Source organism: Kitasatospora sp. NPDC032757 (genome assembly GCF_055579305.1).
The window spans coordinates 116,345-134,709 of the sequence record NZ_JBVINN010000015.1 but is presented as its reverse complement, the minus strand read 5'-3'; the positions used below and the strand labels follow the sequence as shown (position 1 = coordinate 134,709).

Annotated in this window: 14 protein-coding genes and 1 pseudogene; 4 read left to right on the top strand and 11 right to left on the bottom strand. The window is 73.9% G+C overall.

The annotated features are described in order from the left end of the window. Nucleotides 1-157: 157 nt before the first annotated feature. From ACZ5WK_RS19105 to ACZ5WK_RS19070, 8 genes and pseudogenes are all read right to left on the bottom strand, one after another. Nucleotides 158-307: pseudogene (locus ACZ5WK_RS19105) on the bottom strand (hypothetical protein); the annotation flags it as partial. 240 nt (nt 308-547) lie between these two features. Further along, nucleotides 548-2,929 carry an FUSC family protein gene (locus tag ACZ5WK_RS19100; RefSeq protein ID WP_465548563.1) on the bottom strand — a complete coding sequence of 794 codons (2,382 nt, stop codon included), beginning with the start codon at nt 2,927-2,929 and terminating at the stop codon, nt 548-550. Nucleotides 2,930-3,311: 382 nt separating this feature from the next. Beyond that, complete coding sequence (locus ACZ5WK_RS19095; protein ID WP_465548562.1) at nt 3,312-3,698, bottom strand: hypothetical protein; 387 nt, start codon at nt 3,696-3,698, stop codon at nt 3,312-3,314. A 364-nt stretch (nt 3,699-4,062) separates the two neighbouring features. Continuing rightward, the gene (locus ACZ5WK_RS19090; RefSeq protein WP_465548561.1) at nt 4,063-4,281 is read right to left on the bottom strand and encodes a hypothetical protein; all 219 of its coding nucleotides are present in this window, start codon (nt 4,279-4,281) and stop codon (nt 4,063-4,065) included. An 87-nt stretch (nt 4,282-4,368) separates the two neighbouring features. Then, nucleotides 4,369-5,673, bottom strand: a complete 1,305-nt coding sequence (locus tag ACZ5WK_RS19085) for an aminotransferase class I/II-fold pyridoxal phosphate-dependent enzyme (protein WP_465548560.1) — start codon at nt 5,671-5,673, stop codon at nt 4,369-4,371. A 253-nt stretch (nt 5,674-5,926) separates the two neighbouring features. Then, a complete protein-coding gene (locus ACZ5WK_RS19080; RefSeq protein WP_465548559.1) occupies nt 5,927-7,153 on the bottom strand; it encodes an FAD-dependent monooxygenase in 1,227 nt (408 codons plus the stop codon). A 35-nt stretch (nt 7,154-7,188) separates the two neighbouring features. Further along, the gene (locus ACZ5WK_RS19075; RefSeq protein WP_465548558.1) at nt 7,189-10,080 is read right to left on the bottom strand and encodes a BTAD domain-containing putative transcriptional regulator; all 2,892 of its coding nucleotides are present in this window, start codon (nt 10,078-10,080) and stop codon (nt 7,189-7,191) included. A 25-nt stretch (nt 10,081-10,105) separates the two neighbouring features. Beyond that, a complete protein-coding gene (locus tag ACZ5WK_RS19070; protein ID WP_465548557.1) occupies nt 10,106-10,885 on the bottom strand; it encodes an SDR family oxidoreductase in 780 nt (259 codons plus the stop codon). Between the two features lie 252 nt (nt 10,886-11,137). Here ACZ5WK_RS19070 and ACZ5WK_RS19065 point away from each other — a divergent pair, with 252 nt between their 5' ends. From ACZ5WK_RS19065 to ACZ5WK_RS19055, 3 genes are all read left to right on the top strand, one after another. After that, nucleotides 11,138-12,193 (top strand): magnesium and cobalt transport protein CorA, encoded by a 1,056-nt coding sequence (locus ACZ5WK_RS19065; protein WP_465548556.1) that lies wholly within the window; start codon nt 11,138-11,140, stop codon nt 12,191-12,193. Between the two features lie 106 nt (nt 12,194-12,299). Further along, nucleotides 12,300-13,877 carry a phytoene desaturase family protein gene (locus ACZ5WK_RS19060; protein ID WP_465548555.1) on the top strand — a complete coding sequence of 526 codons (1,578 nt, stop codon included), beginning with the start codon at nt 12,300-12,302 and terminating at the stop codon, nt 13,875-13,877. Between the two features lie 166 nt (nt 13,878-14,043). Continuing rightward, complete coding sequence (locus tag ACZ5WK_RS19055) at nt 14,044-14,430, top strand: hypothetical protein (protein WP_465548554.1); 387 nt, start codon at nt 14,044-14,046, stop codon at nt 14,428-14,430. Nucleotides 14,431-14,628: 198 nt separating this feature from the next. Here ACZ5WK_RS19055 and ACZ5WK_RS19050 read toward each other — a convergent pair whose 3' ends face one another. Both ACZ5WK_RS19050 and ACZ5WK_RS19045 read right to left on the bottom strand, forming a co-directional pair. Beyond that, the gene (locus ACZ5WK_RS19050) at nt 14,629-15,120 is read right to left on the bottom strand and encodes an FBP domain-containing protein (RefSeq protein ID WP_465548553.1); all 492 of its coding nucleotides are present in this window, start codon (nt 15,118-15,120) and stop codon (nt 14,629-14,631) included. A gap of 333 nt (nt 15,121-15,453) precedes the next feature. Beyond that, a complete protein-coding gene (locus ACZ5WK_RS19045) occupies nt 15,454-16,278 on the bottom strand; it encodes a dienelactone hydrolase family protein (protein WP_465548552.1) in 825 nt (274 codons plus the stop codon). Nucleotides 16,279-16,360: 82 nt separating this feature from the next. Between ACZ5WK_RS19045 and ACZ5WK_RS19040 the strand changes: the two genes are divergently transcribed. Then, complete coding sequence (locus ACZ5WK_RS19040) at nt 16,361-16,981, top strand: TetR/AcrR family transcriptional regulator (protein ID WP_465548551.1); 621 nt, start codon at nt 16,361-16,363, stop codon at nt 16,979-16,981. A 724-nt stretch (nt 16,982-17,705) separates the two neighbouring features. Here the strand turns inward: ACZ5WK_RS19040 and ACZ5WK_RS19035 are convergent. Further along, nucleotides 17,706-18,185, bottom strand: coding sequence for a hypothetical protein (locus ACZ5WK_RS19035; protein ID WP_465548550.1), 480 nt, complete (start codon nt 18,183-18,185; stop codon nt 17,706-17,708). Between the last annotated feature and the right edge of the window lie 180 nt (nt 18,186-18,365).

Sequence of the window (18,365 nt, the reverse complement as noted above, 5' to 3'; positions counted from 1 at the left end):
GACCTCGACGCCGTCGGACGCCCCGGAGTCGAGGAAGAAGCCGCCGGACGTGCAGCGGGGTGGTGCAGGCCTTCCGCGGCCGGCGCAGGCAGTCGCCGAGGAGGTCGAGAGTGGCGTCCTGGTCGGCGGGTTCCTCCTCGGGGTGGCCGGTGATGAAGGAGACCGTGGCGGCGATGCCGAGGCGTTCGGTGTGGTCGAGGACCTCTTCGAGGAGTCCGAGGTCCAGCCGCTTCTTGATGACCTGCTGCAGGCGCGGCGAGCCGGTCTCGATGCCCAGGTAGAGGGCGACGCATCCGGCCTCGGCCATCCGCTCCAGCAGGTCGGCGTCCACGCAGTCGACCCGGGCGGAGACCCGCCAGGTGTAGCCGCGGTCGCGGACGGCGTCGCAGATGCTCGTCCGTCCAGCTCGTCGGCCGCGACCGGGCGGCGGGCAGCCGCGTACGGACGGCGGCGACCTCGTGCGCGACGGTCCTGCGGCCTGCCGGGCGAGACGGACCGACGGCGCCCCCGCCTCTGGACGGTCATCTGACGATCCGTCAAGGACCCGTCATGGTCCCCGGGTCTGCGGGCGGTGTCCGTCCGTGTCACCGAGGGCCGAGCGGGTGTTGCCCTGCACCCGGGTCAGGTCGTCGAGCAGCCCGGTGAGCCAGAGGGTCACATCGACGGTGTGCAGTGACGCCGGGTCGGCGGGCATCCGGGTGGCCGTCGCACGCTCGTCGCGCAGCGCGGCACGGGCGTCGGCCAGGGCCCGGTCGGCGGTGCCGGCGGGGCCGCGCTCCAGCAGCGCCGTGCCCTGGCGGCGGAACGCCGCGGCGACCTGCTCCGCACGGCCCACCAGCCTCGCCGCCCCGTCCGGGCCGGTGGCCGCGGTGCCGGGCGGGATACGGGCCAGCAGCGGCTCGGCGCCCCGAACGGTGTGCTGCCCGGTGAGCACGGCGGCCTGCCAGTTCGGCCCGTCCTCGGCCGGATCGTGCCGCTCGCTGCGGTACTGGGCGTACAGCGCCTCGGTGAGCAGCGCGGAGTGCCGGGCCCGGCCCAGGGCTCCCTGCGCCGGGCCCGTCCCGGTGACCACGGCGACCGTCTCGCACAGGGCCGCGGCGCTCTGGTCGAGCAGTTCGGCGGTGCGCCGCCGAAGGTCCTGGCCACCGCCGCGGGGCCAGGCGCAGAGCCCGGCGAGGATGCCGATCGCCGCGCCCGTGGCCACGTTGAACAGCCGGGCCTCGGCCAACCGCCAGCTGGCCGGGGCCAGCTGGGTGAAGACCATGGCCACCACGACGGTGAACAGCCCCTGCGCCCAGGCCAGCCCGAGCACCGGGCCGACGGCGAACGCGAACAGCATCACCGGCGGCAGCGCCGCGGCGTAGAAGGCCGGGTGTTCACCGACCGCCAGCAGCACCGCGGCGGTCACGGCGGCGCCGCAGGCCGTGCCGACCAGGGCCGGACGCAGTGTCATCCGGGTGTCGGCGGCGCTGGTGCGCATCAGGGTGAGGGTCGCCAGCAGCACCCAGAAGCCGTGGGTGAGGTCGAGGGCGCCGACCACCAGGCGGGCGGCGCTCAGGGCTCCGGCCGTGCGCAGAGCGTTGCGGAAGTACACCGAGCGGGTCGTCAGGTTGCCGCGGATGCGGCGCCACCAGAGCATCGCGACCGGCTCGTGGGCGTACCAGAACGGGCCGGGCCGCTGGTCGGGAGGCGTGTCGTCGGCCGGTGGCGGCGCGTGGCGGGCGGTGCGGGTGGCGAGGGTGAGGAAGCGGGCTCCCTCGGCGGCGTTCAGGGCGACCGTGCCGAGCCCCAGCCGGGCCGCCGCCGTCCGCGCGTGGCCTGCCACCGCGTCGGGGCCCGAGTCGGCGCCGGGGCCAGAGCGGGGGCCAGAGCGGGGGCCAGAGCCGAGGGCCGAGCCGGGGGCGGTGCCTGAGCCGAGGGCCGAGCCGGGGGCGGGCCCCGGTGAGGTGCGGGCGGCCTCGAACGCGGCGATCCGCGCCTCGATCGGCGCCGTGGCGGGGACCGGCCCGCCCGCCCGCACCCCGGCCCCCGCCGCGCGCAGGGCGTCAGCGGTGGCCGCCACCAGAACGGCCGCCTGCGGGTAGGGCCCGCCGACGGGCCCGAGCCGGCGGACCCGCAGCAACTCGGCTCCGATGTAGTGCAGGGTGGTGGCGCAGTGGGTGAGGGCGCGATCGACGGCGCCCGGCCCGGCGGGCCGCTCCATCGTCGGGATCCGGGAGAACCGCAGCTGGTCGAGGAGGGCCAGAGCCTGCTCCGGCACGTCCGCCGTCCCGTTCGCAGCGTCGTCCGGCGCCTCGGCCGGGTTGCCGGGCGCCGTCCGGGGCGCGCCGGCCCGGCCCGGCGGTGCGCGGCCGTCGGACGGCGCCGTGGGCGGGGCCGCTGTGGGCGGGCGGCCGGCGCAGTCGGCGGCGGCCAGGTCCGCCAGCCGCGCCAGCGCCTCGGCGGCGCGGGCCAGATGGCCGCGGTAGTCCGGCGGCGGCGGCTCCGGCCACAGCAGCCGCTCCGCCGCGGCGAGCAGCAGCAGACCCGCCGCCACGCCGGTCAGCCGCTGCGGCAGGGTGTCCGGGGCGTAGGGAGGGAAGCACGGGAGGATGTAGAACAGCTGGAGCCCGTTCGCCAGCCCGACCAGCCGCGGCCCGCCCACCGAGCCGAAGGCCACCGCGAAGCCCACGCCCGCCATCCCCAGCGCCGCCGCCCCGGTGTGCACGGCCAGGACGGTGCCCAGGCACACCAGTACCCAGGCGAACGGCAGCGTCAGCAGCAGCGTGCGCGCCCGGCTTCGCGCGTCGCCCTCCACCCGGGCCAGGACACCGACCGCCACCGCCCCGAACAGCGCGTACGTGGCCGTCACCGGCTGGTGGAGGCCGTAGCGGAAGGTGTAGAAGCCGGCGCACGCGGCCGCGGTGACCCGGACCGCGCGGTGTAGCACCGCCGGATCGGGGCGGGCTCGGCGCGGGTGCTCCGGCCGGCCGGGCAAGCGGCGCATCGCACCTCGCTCCCGTGGGGCGTCAGGACCCCGGCTGCCGTACCCGCCCGGGGTCGGCGCGGCCGACGCGGTGGCGCGGTACAGCCGAGGACGATGTCGTCGAGGACGGTGCCGTCGACGTCCGGCTGCGGCCTGGTCCCGGGCACCCGCCGGCACACCGGCCGCCCTGGGCGCCACACATCTCCACCCTAGGGGGACTCGACGCCGGGCGCAGGCCCGTCGGCGTGATCGCCGAGGACGGCCGGCCGGTGGATCACCGCGGCACTCGCCGGGCGTCCGGCGGAGTGGGGCTCCCTCGGATCGGGCCCGGCCCCGAGGGGTGATTTCACTCCGGCGTGCCGAGGTACTGGGGCAGGCCCACTTCGCCGATCCGCTCGAGGACGAAGGGGCCGGCCGACGCGGCCGTCGCACCGCCGACCGCGCCCATCACCGCCGCCGCCTCACGGTTGTCCCCGGAGTTCGCGCCGATCGCCGCGTAGGCGCCGAGGACCGCGCCGAGCATGGCCTGCCCGCTCCCGGTCTCCTCGACGATGCCGGCGATCGCCACGGCGAGAGCGCTCGCACCGGCCCGCTGCCTGATCCCTGCCGACTGCTCGGAGGTGCCGGCGTTCGAGAGCGCGAGGCGGCCGAGCTCGCTCAGCTCCGTCATGTCCTCCTGGGTGAGGCCGACAACCGTCAGCCGCAGAAGGTGGTAGTGAAGCCGCCGCTGCATCGCATCCTCCACGGCGAGTTGTCTCCCGAGGCGGAACAGCGGGCCTGCCTCGCGGGCAACGTCCTCAGAACTGCTCGTGGACACTTCGCCGTCCATTCCGGGGCGGTTCCGGCAGCCGGATCTCGGCGTGGCCCTGACCACCCTCGTCTGCCATTGCACCGTCCGGCGGAAGCCTGTCCCGCCGGCCGGCGCCAACCGGGCGACACGGCGACGTCACGGCCGCGGGGTCTCGGGTACGGGCGTGGTGACGCCCCGGCAGGGCTTTGTCAGGCCCTGCCGGAGTGAGGGCCGGGGCCGGCGGAGTCCTGGGCGCCCGGTACGGACGGCCCCGGGAGGGTGGGATGCCGGGGGCCTCGCCCGTTCGTCAGCCCTCCCCCGGTGCCGGGGCGGGGTAGCCGAGCAGGCGGACGGCCGGCGCGGAGACGACCTGGATGTCCGCCGTTCCCAGCACGGCGACGTGGACGAAACCGCCCTCGATCGCGAACCGGACACCCGTCAGGTGTTCTCGCGGGACGCCGTCGGCATCGCTGAGGGTGTAGCCGGGGACGGGCACCACGGAACCCGCGCGACGGGCACGCCGCATCGCCGCCGCCCTCCTGGCGGCGGAACGGGCCTGACGCCGCCGGAAGGCGACGGCCGCCCGCTCCGCCACCCCGCGGCCGGGGCGCCCCTAATCCGTCCGCGCCAGGGCCGCGCCGGCCTCGGGCAGCATGGGCCCGAACGCGGCCCGGACGTCGGCCATGGTGCGGCCGGCCTCGTCGAGCGCCTGCGGGAGGTGGTGCGCCACGGCCTCGACCAGCCCCCGGATGTGGTCACGGTCGACATGCCGGGTGAGGGTGAAGCGCAGGCCCGACTTCTTCAGGGGGACGACGGGGAAGGAGGACTGGTTCACGTAGAACCCCTCGTCGAGCATCCGCCGCACCATGGCGTAACTCACCTCCGGTTCGCCGAGGCCGATGAAGTAGATCGGCGTCCGGGGGTCGGAGACGACGGGCAGGCCGGCGGCGGCCAGCAGCTCGTTGCAGTAGTCCCGGCGCTGCGCCAGGTCCGCCTGGACGGCCTCGATCCGGGCGGAGAGATGGATCCGCGCGGAGGCGATCGCCGCCCCGAGCATCGGGGGCGGCAACGGGTGGGAGTACATCAGCGGCCCCCCGTTGATCCGGACCTTGCCGAAGGCCTGCTCGGTGGGGAACACGGCCACGCCGCCGATGGTCCCGAACCCCTTGGCGAGCGTCGTGACCAGCACCACGCGCTCGCCGAGGCGCCGGCCGAGCTTCTCGAAGACGTAGCCCGCGCCGTGCCGCCCGTACCAGCTCATGCCGTGCGCGTCGTCCACGTAGAGGTGCAGCGAGGGGTACGCCGCCATCAGCCGGACGAGGTCCTCGACCGGCGCGACGTCACCGAACATCGAGTACACGCCGTCGATCAGGTACCAGACCCTCTCGCCGGTGGCCTCCGCGCGCCGCAGCCGCCGCTCCAGCGCGCCCAGGTCGCCGTGCCGCACCATCGCGAGCTCGACGCCCTGCTGCCGCACGAGTTGGGCGGCCGTCTGGACGCTGAAGTGGACCTGCTGGTCCAGCACGGCGATGTCGCCGGCCCCGAGCAGGGCCGGCAGCACGGAGATGTGGCACAGCGATGTCGAGGAGTACACGAGCACGGGGTGACCGGCGTACATCTCCCGCAGCAGTTCTTCGAGTTCGAGGTTCAGTCCGGACGCCACGTACGACCGCGAGACCGAGAACTGGACGCCGAAGCGCTTGATCGCGTCGATGGCGCCACGCTGGATGCGCTCGTCCTGTTCGAGGGAGAGGTAGCCACAGGTACCGAAGTTGACCAGATCCCTGCCCCCGATCCGCAGGTGGGTGCCCGGTGGCGCGTCCAGCCCGGTCGTCAGATGGCTGGTGCCCTGCTTCATCGCCTCAGCGATCAGCCTCTCGGCGGTGTCGGCGGACGTCTGGTACGGCACGGTGGCCACGGCGGATTCCCCTCAGCCCATAAGTCGGTCGGACTATGGGATAAACGGTGCGCGCACGCAGAAGTTACGGGGAGTCGGGAAAAGCCGGCGGCGCGCCCCTCCCGCACGTCTCCGGCAGCGGGGACGCCCTCGGGCGCGGAACCGCCGGACCCTCAACCGCCCATGCCCCCGGGGGGCCGGGCGGCGGCCGGAGCCCTCGAAGGGACCCGGCCGAGCCCGCCGCCCCCGGAGCTTGCCGGACAAGCCCCAGGTCCTAGCCGACTGCCGTGCCCCGCCGCGGAAAGGTTCCCGGCAGTCCGGCCGGGTAGTCCTGGAGCGTGATGTTCTCGGCGGCCTTGCGGGCGATCTTGGCGGCCATGTTCTTGCCCGGCAGGTAGGGCATGACCTTGTAGTAGCGGTTGAGCACGGAGGCCATCAGGCGGCTGTCCGGGATCATGAGCTTGGCGACGCCGTCGCCCATCTTCTGGCAGCCGGTCGCGTACGCGCGCACCTGCTCCTGGTAGCGGGCGTAGGCGACGCGGTGGTCACCGTCGGCGGCGGCCAGCTCGCCGGCGAGGACGTACGCGCCGACCAGGGCGAGGCCCGAGCCCATCCCCGACAGGGAGGAGGGGCAGTAGGCGGCGTCGCCGACCAGCGCGACCCGGCCACGCGTCCAGGCGTCCATGTGCACCTGCCCCACGGAGTCGAAGTAGAAGTCGGGCGCGTACCGCATGTCGTGCAGCAGCCGGTCGCTCTGCCAGCCGTTGCCGGTGAAGTGCTCGGCCAGGACGGCTTGTTGGCGCACCACGTCCCGGCGGTCCAGCCCCAGCTGCGGCGAGCCGAAATAGAAGACGGCCTTGGCCTCGGCGTTGTCGCGCGCGCTGTACATCGCGACGAGCTTGCCGGCGGTGCGGTAGGCGTGCCCGGTATGGTCGAGGCCGAGGTGGTTGTCGGTGGTGAAGATCGCGCAGTAGACGCCGAGGTGCCTGACGAACTCCTCCTCGGGGCCGAAGGCCAGGCGGCGGGTGTTGGAGTGCAGCCCGTCGGCGCCGATCACCAGGTCGAACCTGCGGGGGGCGGCACGCTCGAAGGTGACGGTCACACCGTCGGCGTCCTCGGTGAGCGAGGTGACGGAGTCTCCGAAGAGGTACTCGGTGTGGTCCGTGGTGGCGTCGTACAGGATGCGCGCGAGGTCTCCGCGGAGGATCTCGAGATCCCCGGCGAACAGGTCGGCGGGCAGCTTGGCCTGCGGCTTTCCGGCGCTGTTGACGTAGGACATCGAGCCCGTGCCGGTACGGGCGCTCTCGAGCTCGGCCAGGATGCCCATCCGGCGCAGGATCGACAGGTGCGCCTCGCCGCGGAAGTCGACGGCGTAGCCGCCGTCGCGCAGCGCGGGGGCGCGCTCCACGATGACCGGGTTGAAGCCGTGGCGGTGGAGCCAGTAGGCGAGGACGGGGCCGGCGACGGAGGCGCCGGAGATCAGTACGTTGCGGTTCTTCATGGTGGTGAGCCTGCCCGGGGGTGCTCACCGCGGGCTCACCGCCGGCTCACCGCCTCCACGACGGGCTCGGGAAGGCCGAGCAGGCGCAGCAGCGCGGGGGCGTCGTGGCCCACCTCGGCCGCGGACTCGGCGGCCGTTCGGTAGCGCGTCCGGGCCGTGGCGTGGTCACCGCGCAGTTCGGCGATGCGGGCGAGCCCCGCGAGCGCGCGCACCCGGTTGCCGAGGGCCTTGATCCAGTGCGGGTCGATCCGTTCCAGCGCCTCGGAGTAGAGCCGTTCCGCCGCGGTCAGGTCGCCGTCGGACAGGGCGAGGTCGGCCTGCCCCCGCAGGGCGGCCGCGAGGCCGTCGGCGCTGCCGGCGCCGACGGCCAGCTCCGCGGCGCGCGCGTAGTCGGCTCCGGCCGCGGGACGGTCGTCGGCGGCGAACTGGTCACCCCGGTTGACGAGCAGGTCGGCGGCGTCCTCCAGGGCGCCGAGCTGTTCGGTCAGGGCGATGGCCCGATCGGTCAGCGCGACCGCCTCCATCCGGTCACCGCGCCCGGCCGCCACTCCGGCGAGCATGTCCAGGGCCAAGGCGGCTCCCCAGCGGTCGCCGAGCACACCGAACTCGTCGACGGCCAGCCCGAAGGCGTGCTCGGCCCCCGGGGTGTCGCCCGCACCGAGGAAGCCGAATCCGGACACGTACCGGGCCACCGCCCGTGCCCACGGCTCGGGGCAGTCAAGCTGGGCCGAGACCAGCTCGAAGGCGCTCTGCCGGTCCTCGGCCCGGGCCTGGCCGGCGCTGCGCATCATCCACACCAGCAGCGCGACCGGGTACCGGCCCGCCCGCTCACCCGGCCAGGCCGCGGCCAGCGCCTCTTCGGCCGTGGCACGGTGCCGCTGCCAGAGCGGCCGCCCGGCGCTGCCGGACGCCGCGAGCAGCACGCACACCGCGTACTCCTCACCGCACCCCAACGGGGGCCGGTCGCCGATCTGCTGCAGCAGCGCGGCGGCGTGCGGCGCCGCCGACGCCGAGGCGCCCCGGATCCACAGGTAGGCCGAGGCTGAGGCCAGCAGCTCCAGGGCCGTCTCGGCCTCCTGCGCGGCGACGGCCCAACGCACCGCCGCCAGGAGGTCGTCGTGCACGGCGGAGACGGCCGGCAGCCACTCCAGCTGCTCGGCCGTCCGCAGGTACGGGTCGGCGGTCCGGACCAGCTGCCGGACGTACCGGGCGTGGGCGCGGCCGGCCACGTCCTGCTCACCCGCCGCCGCCAGCTGTTCGGCGGCGAAGGTGCGGATCGTCTCCAGCATCCGGTACCGGCCGCGGCCGGCCTGCAGGAAGGACTTGTCCGCCAGCGACTCCAGCGTCTCGCCGTCGGCGTCGCACACCTGCGCCGCCGCCTGGGCCGACGCTCCGCCGGCGAAGACCGCGAACCGCCGGGCGGCCCGCCGCTCGGGTTCGGAGAGCAGGTCCCAGCCCCAGGCGACCACCGAGCGCAGGGTCCGGTGGCGCTGGTCGGCCGTACGGGCGCCGCGCGCGGCGATCCCGAGCAGGTCGTCCAGGCGTCCCGCGAGGTCGGCGACCTCCAGCGTGCGCAGCCGGGCCGCGGTCAGTTCGATGGCCAGCGGCAGGCCGTCCAACGCCGTGCAGATCCTCCGCAGGAGAGCGGGATCGGCGGCGAAGCCGCGCCGCACGGCGGCGGCCCGGTCGGTGAACAGCCGTACCGCCGCGTCCTCGTCGAGCGGCCCGACGTACTGCAGGCTCTCGCCGATGATGCCGAGCGGCTCACGGCTGGTGGCCAGGACCCGCAGCCGCGGGCAGGTCGCCAGCAGCCGCGCCACCAGCGTCGCGGTCTCCTCGACCAGGTGCTCGCAGTTGTCCAGGACGAGCAGGAGGACCCGGTCCGACAGCGCCGTGATCAGGCGGTCGACCGGTGCCCGCGCGCCGTCCAGGTGGAGCCCGCTCTCGCGCAGGCCGAGTGCGCCCAGCAGCAGCTGCGGCAGCGCGGCGCCGTCGCGCAGCGGGGCAAGCTCGACGAAGCACACCTCGTCGGCGACGCTGCCGGCGAGTTCGACGGAGAGCCTGGTCTTCCCCACACCGCCGGGGCCGACCAGGGTGACCAGCCGGGCCACCCGCAGCAGCTCCGCGGTCTCGTTCACCTCGTCGGCGCGGCCCACGAAGGAGGTGAGCTGCGCCGGTGGCGCGGCCGGCGCCGGCGCCCGATCGGCACTCAGCAACTCCCGGTGGAGGGCGGCCAGTTCGGCCGAGGGGTCGGCGCCGAGCTCCTCGGCCAGGTGGAGCCTGGTCTCCTCGAACACCACCAGTGCCTCGGCCTGGCCGCCCTCGGCGAACAGGGCGCGCATCAGCAGCGCCGCCAGGTGCTCACGGAGCGGGTGGCGGCCGACGAGTTCGCGCAGTTCCGGTACGGCCGCGCGGTGCTCGCCGAGACGGAGCTCCCCCTCGAACCGGTCCTCCAGCGCTGCGAGCCGCAGCTCCTCCAGCCGTGCCGCCGCCGCCCGGGCCGTCTCGCGCTCGGCGACCTCGTCCAGCGCGGGACCTCGCCACAGCCCGAGCGCCTCCCGCAGCAGCGCGACGGCCTGTTCGGCGTCGCCGTCCCGCAGAGCGGCGCGGCCCTCGCCGGCGAGCCTCTCGAACCGGCAGGCGTCCACGGCGTCCGGCTCGACCACGATCCGGTAGCCCGCCCCTGCGCGCTCGATCGCGGCCGTCTGTCCCAGGGCCGTCCGCAACCGGGACACCTGGGACTGCACCGCGTGCGCCGACAACTCGGCGGCCGGGTCGACCTCCTCGGCCAGCCGGTCGGCGGAGACCACCTCGCCGGGGCGGACCAACAGCAGTGCCAGCAGTGCCCGTCGGGCCGGCCCGCCGAGCGGGACCTCGGCCCCGTCGTCGCGCCACGCCTTGGTATCGCCGAGGATTCCGAACCGCATGCGGGTGATTATCCACCAGAGATGATCACGCCGGGACGATGGGGCCGAGGTAGGTGCCGCCCGAGACGTCGACCGTCTGACCGGTCACCCAACGCCCCTGCGGGCCCGCCAGGAAGCCCACGACGTCGGCGACGTCCTCCGGCTCGCCGAGCCGGCCCAGCGCGGTGATCGACTCCAGGCCCGCGACCACCTCGGGAATCCCGGTGTAGGCCGCGGTCATGTCGGTCCGCACCGCACCGGGCGCGACCGTGTTGACCGTGATCCCGCGCCGGCCCAGCTCGTTGGCGAGCGAGGGGCCCATCGACTCCAGCGCCGCCTTGGTGACGGTGTAGCCGATCTGCGTGGAGACGGCGAACCGGCTGGCCGTCGACCCCATGTTGATGATCCGCCCGCCGTCGTTCAGCAGCGCCAGCGCCTTCTGGATCACGAAGAACGGCGTGCTCACGTTGACCGCCAGCAGCCGCGTGAACTCCTCCTCGGTGACCTGCCCGATCGAACTGCCGGAGATGATGCCCGCGTTGTTGACCAGGATGTCCAGGCCCTTCACCCCGTGCTCCGCCAGCCCCGCGGTCAGCCCCTCGAACAGCCGGTCCACCGCGCCGCTCTCGCCGAACCGGGCCCGCACCGCGAACGCCCGGCCGCCCGCGGCCCCGATCCGGGCCACGGTCTCCTCGGCGGCAGCCTCGTTGCCGCCGAAGTGCACCGCGACCAGCGCGCCCTCGGCGGCCAGCCGCAGCGCGACCGCCCGGCCGATCCCGCGCGATCCGCCCGTCACCAGCGCCGCCTTGCCGGTCAGCTCACCCATGATCATGCTCCCTCGGTCGTGGCCGGCCCCTCGGCGGTTCCGGCGATGAACCGAAGACTGCCGACGACCGCTCACCGCACCCTCACCGCCCGCTCACCGCCGCGAACACCTGCGCGGCCCGGGCCCCCGGCCCGCCATGGAGCACGTCCGGCCGGATCGGAGGACCATCTATTGCGGGGAGGCGACCACGGCGCGCCGAGCCGCCGGTGGGGCGGCACACGGCGTGGTCGGCCGGGTGCGAGGAGGAAGGCCATGATCGTCGACTGCGCGCACTACCGTGACGGACGCCGGCAGCACGAGGGCCCCATGCAGCTGGAGGAGGCGGCCGCGCGCTGCTCGCTGGGCGGATTCGTCTGGCTGGGCATGTTCGAGCCGGGCCCCGAAGAACTGGCCAGGGTCCGCGAGAGCTTCGGGCTGCACGAGCTCGCCGTCGAGGACGCCCAGGCCTTCCACCTGCGACCGAAGGCCGAGCAGTACGAGGACGGCACCGAGCTGATCATCCTGCGGACCGCGCGCTACGACGACGAACGCGAGGAGATCGACACCGGCGAGATCAGCATCTTCCTGGCCGAACACTTCGTGATCACCGTCCGCCAGGGCATCGCCAGCGAGCTGGCCGGTGCCCGCGGCCGGCTCGAACGCAGCCCCGAACTGCTGCGCACCGGCAGCGCCTCGACACTGTGGGCGATCCTCGACCAGGTGGTCGACAGCTACGCACCCGTCGTCACCGAACTCGAGCGCGACATCGAGCAGATCGAGGCCACCGTGTTCTCCGGCGCGGTCGCCCCGACCGAGCGGATCTACTTCCTGCGTCGCGAGGCCACCGACTTCTACCGTGCCGTCCACCCCCTTCTCACCGTGCTCGCCAGGCGGCTCCGGGGCGGCAGGTCGGCGGCCGGACTGCTCCCGTACTTCCGCGACGTGCACGACCACCTCCTGCTGGTCAACGAGGAGGTCGCCGCCCAACGCGACCTGCTGACCACCGTCCTGGAGGCGAACATCGCGGTGATCTCCGTCGAGCAGAACAGGATCAACCTCCGGCAGAGCGCCACGATGGAGCGGCTCACGATCATCGCGACCGTGTTCCTCCCGCTGTCCTTCGTGGTCGGCTTCTTCGGGCAGAACTTCGGCTGGCTGGTCGAGCACATCGACAGCCTGGCGGCGTTCATCGCCCTCAGCGTCGTCGGCCTGCTGCTGCCGTGCCTGCTGCTGTACGTGTGGCTGCACCGGCGGCGCGCCCACCCGGCCACATCGACGCCGGAGGTGAACAACGGCGTCCGTCACACGCCGCGATCCCCCACCGAGTGAGGATGTCCCGACCCGGCGAGGGCGACGCGTCACCCGCCGGGATCCGGGCGCAACGCGTCGGTGCGCGGCTGTTCCCCGGCGTTCCGCCGTGCCGTAGCGTGGCCGGGTGAACACGAACTCGTCGGCCCGGTACGACGTGGTGATCGTCGGTGGTGGGCACAACGGACTGGTGGCGGCGGCCTACCTCGCGCGGGCCGGGCAACGGGTCCTGGTGCTCGAGCGGCTGCCCGAGGTGGGCGGGGCGGCGGTGTCGGCCCATGCGTTCGCGGGGGTGGACGCCCGGCTGTCGCGCTACTCGTACCTGGTGAGCCTGCTGCCGCGGAAGGTGATCCGGGAGCTGGGGCTGCGGCTGGACCTGCGCCGGCGCCGGATCGCCTCGTACACCCCCGCCGTCCGGGACGGGAAGCCCACCGGACTGCTGGTGGACGCCGCCGACCCGGGCCGGACGCGGGACTCGTTCCGGGCGCTGACCGGCTCGGAGCGCGAGTGGAGCGCCTGGCAGCGCTTCTACGGGATGACCGGGCAGGTCGCCCGGCAGGTGTTCCCGACGCTCACCGAGCCGCTGCCCTCACGCGCCGGGCTGCGCCGGCTGGTCGCGGACGACGCCGCCTGGGAGGCGCTGTTCGAACGACCGCTGGGCGAGACGATCGAACGGACCTTCGCCGACGACCTGGTGCGCGGAGTGGTGCTCACGGACGCCCTGATCGGTACCTTCACCCATGCCCACGACCCCTCACTGCGGCAGAACCGCTGCTTCCTCTACCACGTGATCGGCAACGGGACGGGCGACTGGGACGTCCCGGTCGGCGGCATGGGCGCGGTGACGGGCGCGCTGGCCGGGGCGGCGCTGGCGGCCGGGGCGGAGATCCGGACCGGCTGCGAGGTCACCGCCATCGCCACTGACGGCGTCGGCGAGGCCGAGGTGACCTACCGTCATCAGGGCGGGGAGGCGGCGGCAGTGGGCAGCCGGGTCCTGGTGAACGCCGCCCCGGCGACCCTGGCACGGCTGCTGGGCGAGGAGCCCGGGCCCGCACCGGAGGGCGCCCAGCTGAAGGTCAACATGGTGCTGCGCCGGCTGCCGCGACTCAGGGACGCCGCCACGGATCCGCGTGACGCCTTCGCGGGGACCTTCCACATCGCCGAGTCCTACGGGCAGTTGGAGACGGCCTACGCCGAGGCGGAGGCGGGCCGGATGCCCTCGGCGCCGCCGTCGGAGATCTACTGCCACACACTCACCGACCCGTCGATCCTGGGTTCGGAGGCGGTCCGACAGGGGTTCCAGACACTGACGTTGTTCGGCCTGCACATGCCCGCACGGCTGTTCACCGACCCGGCGGCCAAGGAGCGCGCGCTGGCGTCGAGCCTGGCGCAGCTGGACGAGGTGCTGGCCGAGCCGATCGCCGACTGCCTGGCACCGGACGCCGCCGGGCTGCCCTGCGTGGAGGCCAGGACGCCGCTGGACCTGGAGCGGGAGATCGGCCTGCCGGGCGGTCACATCTTCCATCAGGACCTCTCGTTCCCGTTCGCGACCGGGGATCCGGAAGGGGCCGCGGCCCGCTGGGGCGTGGCGACGGCGCACCCGAACGTGCTGCTGTGCGGCGCGGGGGCGGTCCGCGGCGGCGGCGTCAGCGGTATCCCCGGGCACAACGCGGCGCAGGCCGTCCTGGAGGACCTCGCCCGGTAGCCGCCGTCGTGGAGGGCGGGTGGTCGGGCGTGGGCCCTGCGGGGCACCCGGGCCGGTCAGGTGCGGGGCCGGGGCGTCGGGGCGCCGCCGCGCGGGGGAACGGCCTCCGGCGACCGCGGCGGTACGGCCTCTGGTGCGACCGGCCGACGGCAGCCACAATGCGGGCATGCGCAAACGGCTCCTGTGCGGCCTGGTCGTGGTCGCGGCGGCGTCCGGGTGCGGCGCAAGCGCGCCGGCCGCGGCACCCAGCGCGGCCGTCACGACGCAGCCGCAGCCGCAGCCGTCGAACAGCCCGCTGGCGGACTGCGTCACAAGCATCACGCCGTGGCTGCAGACGTCCCTCGACGGCGGCGCGGACCTCGGCGACTACCAGGAGATGGGCCTCTCCAGCGCTCAGGGCGGCGCACTCCGCGAGCTCCAGCGGCAGGCCGCCGCGCTCAGGGCGCAGGGGCCGCTGCCGTCCGGTTGGGTGGCCACAGCGGTCGGGCAGGCCTGCGCCTCGATCCTCGCGGCCCGGGCCACCGTCACCTCGAAGCCGACGGGCTGGCCGTGAGTCCCGTCCGGCCCCAGACGTCCGGGCCGTGTTCCTCCCCCGCGCGCCGGTCCGCCCGGACTCCCCCGCCGCACCCACCTCCCCCACCGCCGGCTGCGTGCCGCACCGGCAGGCGGGCGATCGCGACCTGCCGGTGCGGGCTCACCGCCGACGGGCGCCGGGCCGCCCCACGCCGGACCAGCAGCCCTGCGCGGGCGGTCAGGCCGTGACCTTGGCGATGAAGGCGGCGACGTTCGACACCGTGCGCCGGATCTTCTCCTCCAGGGTGAGCGACTCGTGCAGCCGGGAGCCGGCGCCCGCGTCCTTGCTCCCTCGCACGTACATCGAGCAGGCCAGGTCACTGCACATGTACGCGCCCACCGAGTTGCCCTGGCGACCGGCCGGCCCGGCCTTCGGCGCGACCATGAGGGAGACCCCGCCGGTGTGGGTGGTGACGCACAGGGAGCAGATGCTGCGCCGGGCCTGCCATGCGGCGGCTGCCGGGCTACGCAGCACGAGCCCCTGCGGACGGCCGTCGAGCTCGGTGACGAGGTAGGCGCGGTCCGGGGCCTGCTGGTCCCGCCAGCCGAGGAAGTCCAGGTCGTCCCAGGGCTGTTCGGCCAGGTCACGGGGGAGGTTCAGGCGCTTCGCCTCACCCTTGCTGCAGTTCAGGAAGGAGTTGCGGATGTCTTGTTCGGTCAGCGGCCTCATGACACGGAAGGCTAATTTGCCTAAACCCTTTAGGCAAATGAATAAGAGATGATGCCGGGGAGGCGGAGGACCACGGCCCGGACGGAACCCGGGGTCCAGCCAAGGTGAGCCCAGAAGCCGCCATCAGTTGATCTTGGTGCTGGCCGATGCGCGGGTCGAGCGTGATGAGCTGGTGGTGGCCGGGCGGGTCGTGCGCATCCTCACCAACCTCCGCACGAGCCCCGCCCGCGCCACCGACCTGCTCCGCGCCCTACCCGTCCTGACGAACCTCGAACTCGACCGCGTCGGCGGACCGCGGCCGGCGTGCCGTCGCGATCAAGCTGCTTCCGGCCGTCAGGCCGTGGTGCGGTCGGGAAGCAGGCGGGCGCGCAGGAATACGAGGACTTCGTCGCGGGCTTGCACGGTGGGGTGGCCTTCCTCGTCGACGAGGTGCGCGGTGAGCACGCTGTGGGGGGTCTGGACCAGGTCGCGGAAGAACGGCGGTGGTTCCGGGTTCGCGTACTCGCCGGGGAGGACGCGGCCGTCGAAGCGGTCGCCGAGCAGTTGTGCGTAGGCGGCGAAGCGTTGGCCGGTACACCACTTGTCGGTGTCGAAGCGCAGGCCGAGTGCGGTGAGCCCGTCGCGCTCGAACCGCTCGCGGATGGCGGCCTCATCCTCGGGCGACAGCTCCAGGGCGGCCGGGTCGTCCAGTGGCAACGAGGGCTGGCCGAGGACCGGGGCGATGACGGCCGGTTCCAGCGTCATGCTCAGCGCGAAGTTGCCGGTGAAGCACATCCCCACCGCGCCGACGCCCGGTCCGCCGCACTCGTCGTGCGCGGTCCTGGCCAGTGCGCGCAGCCACACCGCCACCGGACTCGTGCCACCGCCCGCGAACGCCCTGAACTCCTCGCTGACGCACGCCCGTTTGAGGATCGGCTCGGCGAGCTCGACGGTGGGATACGCCCCGTCGACACCGAAGAGCGAGGGCACGTAGACGGTGAACCCCGCATCGCGCACCCACCCGGCGAAGCGCACTACGTCGGGGCTGATACCCGGCATTTCAGGCATCACGACCACCGCAGGCCCGTTCCCGGCCACGTGGACGGTCTTCTCGCCCCCGGACAGCGAGAGCACGCGTTTCGCAAAGCCGTCCAGCCCGGCGCCGCCGTCGACACTCATGATCTGCACCTCCACTATGCGATCGACCGGTCGTAATTATTGCGGCACACTACACGACCAATCGGTCGCATATAATCGGCGCATGGCCCCGGACACCCCCGACTCCGCCGCGGATTCCCCCGCGCCGCGCGCCGACGGCCGCCGCGCCCGCGGCGACCGGACACGGCACGAAGTCGCCCGGCAGGCAGCCATGTCCGCGACCGTGCACGGGCTGGACGCCATCACCGTCGGCGCGCTCGCCGCCCGGACCGGGCACAGCAAGAGCGGCATCCTCACGGTGTTCGCCAACCGGGAAGCAATCCAGATCGCCGCCGTCGCCGAGGCCCGCACCCTGTACCTGCGGCACGTCGTCGAGCCGTCGTGGCCCGCCGCCCCGGGGCGGCCCCGGCTCTGCGCCCTGCTCGACAACTGGGTCGCCTACCTGCGCGACGACGTCTTCCCCGGCGGGTGTTTCATCACCACGACCTCGGTCGAATACGGCCGCCGCAAAGGCCCCGTCGCCAACGCCGTCCGCGACCTCGTCCGCGAGTGGCTGCACCTGCTGGAGTCCGAACTGTCCGCCGCCGGCAGCCGCTTCCCGGCCGACGACGCCTTCCGCATCGACGCCTACCTGCGCGCTGCCAACACCCGCTACCAACTCTTCGGCGACGATACCGATTTGGACCGCGCCAAACGCCTCTCCCTGGACGTGCTCAGCGCCTGACGCCGACGCTCGAAGGCGCCATCTCCGGCAACGAGCGGATCGTCGGACCGATGCAAGACCGCCGGCTCCCCGTTGTTTCTCGGCCGTTGAACCGGGCCCCAGTTGGAGGCGTAGGCGCGCGAGGGCCCGGTCACCATCGGGGCAGGGAGCCGATCACCGTGAAGCTCCGCGGCAGACCCCACGAGTGGTTGCAGTGTGAGAGCCGGCCCTTCCAGCTGTGGCGGGTGAGCCGGAGCGGCCGCACGTCGCCCAGGTCGGCCACGGTTGCGGGATCGGGGTGGAAACCGCCCGCCGCTACTCCCCACCCTCCCGGCAGGACCGCCAGACTGCCATCGAACGCCTCACCAAAGACTCCTGACCCGCGCAGCTGTACCCACGGGTTGGCTCAGGACCTCAAGATCAACTCATGTCGGCTTTCGGGCTTACCTGGATTGGCCCCCGAGCGGCTGCCGGCCGCCCTTCGCCGCACCGAGGAGTACTGGCCGGTGCGGCGCGAGCAGCGGTGGCAGCGGATTCGCGAGGCCGACCCGCAGTGGGCCGCGATGGTGGAGCAGATCACCAAGAGGGCCCCCCGTCGCCGCGGGCGCAGACGAGTAGCGACCCAACCAAGATCATCCCACTGCCCCTTCTGGGCTCACCTTGGCTGGAGCCCAACCCCGGTCGCAGCCGACCGCCCCGAGGTGCGCACCTGCACCCCGGGGCGGCCCCTGACGACCGGCCGGCGTCAGCAGGCGACGACCACGTCCACGACCGAGGTGGGCGGGGGCGTGCCGAAGTCCGTCAGCGAGAACGAGGCCCGGACCGTCGAGCCGCAGGGGACGACGGCGCTCGGACCGCTGAGGTAGGCGGATCCGGAACCGAGGAAGGCGGAGTCGCTCTCCGTACCGAGCGACGCGCCGTCGACAACGCTCGCGGACAGCTTGTAGATGAAGCTCCGACCGGGCCCGGCGATCAGCTGCGTGCTGATGCCCTGGACGCGGACGGACGGCCCGTCGACCGTCACGCAGACGGTGTTCAGCCGGTTGATCATCCGCACCGACGGGCCGCAGGTCGTCGTCGCGGTGGAGGCGACTGCGGCAGGGGCGGCCGCGGAGGCGGGCGCCGAAGAGGCGGCGGCCGCCGGGGCTGCGGCTGCCGCCGGGGCGGCCGCGACCGGCAGGCCGAGGGCGGCAACGGCGGCAAGGACGGGGACGGTTCGGTTCACGGGTCTTCTCCTGAGAGTCGGCAAGGCATGCCGTGTGGGGCCGACACCCTGTAAGCAATGTGATATGTCACATCTGACATCGATGCTCCCATGGCGGCGGAGCCGTCAGGACGCATCCGGGCAACCATCGGTGGAACGGTCCGTAAACCATCCCCTCGTGACCGAAACCGACCGCCGGCC

Coding starts and splice junctions, on each gene's coding strand:
- ACZ5WK_RS19095 (WP_465548562.1), bottom strand. CDS start 3,698: ATGCAGCGGCGGCTTCACTACCACCTTCTGCGGCTGACGGTTGTCGGC.
- ACZ5WK_RS19090 (WP_465548561.1), bottom strand. CDS start 4,281: ATGCGGCGTGCCCGTCGCGCGGGTTCCGTGGTGCCCGTCCCCGGCTAC.
- ACZ5WK_RS19080 (WP_465548559.1), bottom strand. CDS start 7,153: ATGAAGAACCGCAACGTACTGATCTCCGGCGCCTCCGTCGCCGGCCCC.
- ACZ5WK_RS19075 (WP_465548558.1), bottom strand. CDS start 10,080: ATGCGGTTCGGAATCCTCGGCGATACCAAGGCGTGGCGCGACGACGGG.
- ACZ5WK_RS19070 (WP_465548557.1), bottom strand. CDS start 10,885: ATGGGTGAGCTGACCGGCAAGGCGGCGCTGGTGACGGGCGGATCGCGC.
- ACZ5WK_RS19065 (WP_465548556.1), top strand. CDS start 11,138: ATGATCGTCGACTGCGCGCACTACCGTGACGGACGCCGGCAGCACGAG.
- ACZ5WK_RS19055 (WP_465548554.1), top strand. CDS start 14,044: ATGCGCAAACGGCTCCTGTGCGGCCTGGTCGTGGTCGCGGCGGCGTCC.
- ACZ5WK_RS19050 (WP_465548553.1), bottom strand. CDS start 15,120: ATGAGGCCGCTGACCGAACAAGACATCCGCAACTCCTTCCTGAACTGC.
- ACZ5WK_RS19045 (WP_465548552.1), bottom strand. CDS start 16,278: ATGAGTGTCGACGGCGGCGCCGGGCTGGACGGCTTTGCGAAACGCGTG.
- ACZ5WK_RS19040 (WP_465548551.1), top strand. CDS start 16,361: ATGGCCCCGGACACCCCCGACTCCGCCGCGGATTCCCCCGCGCCGCGC.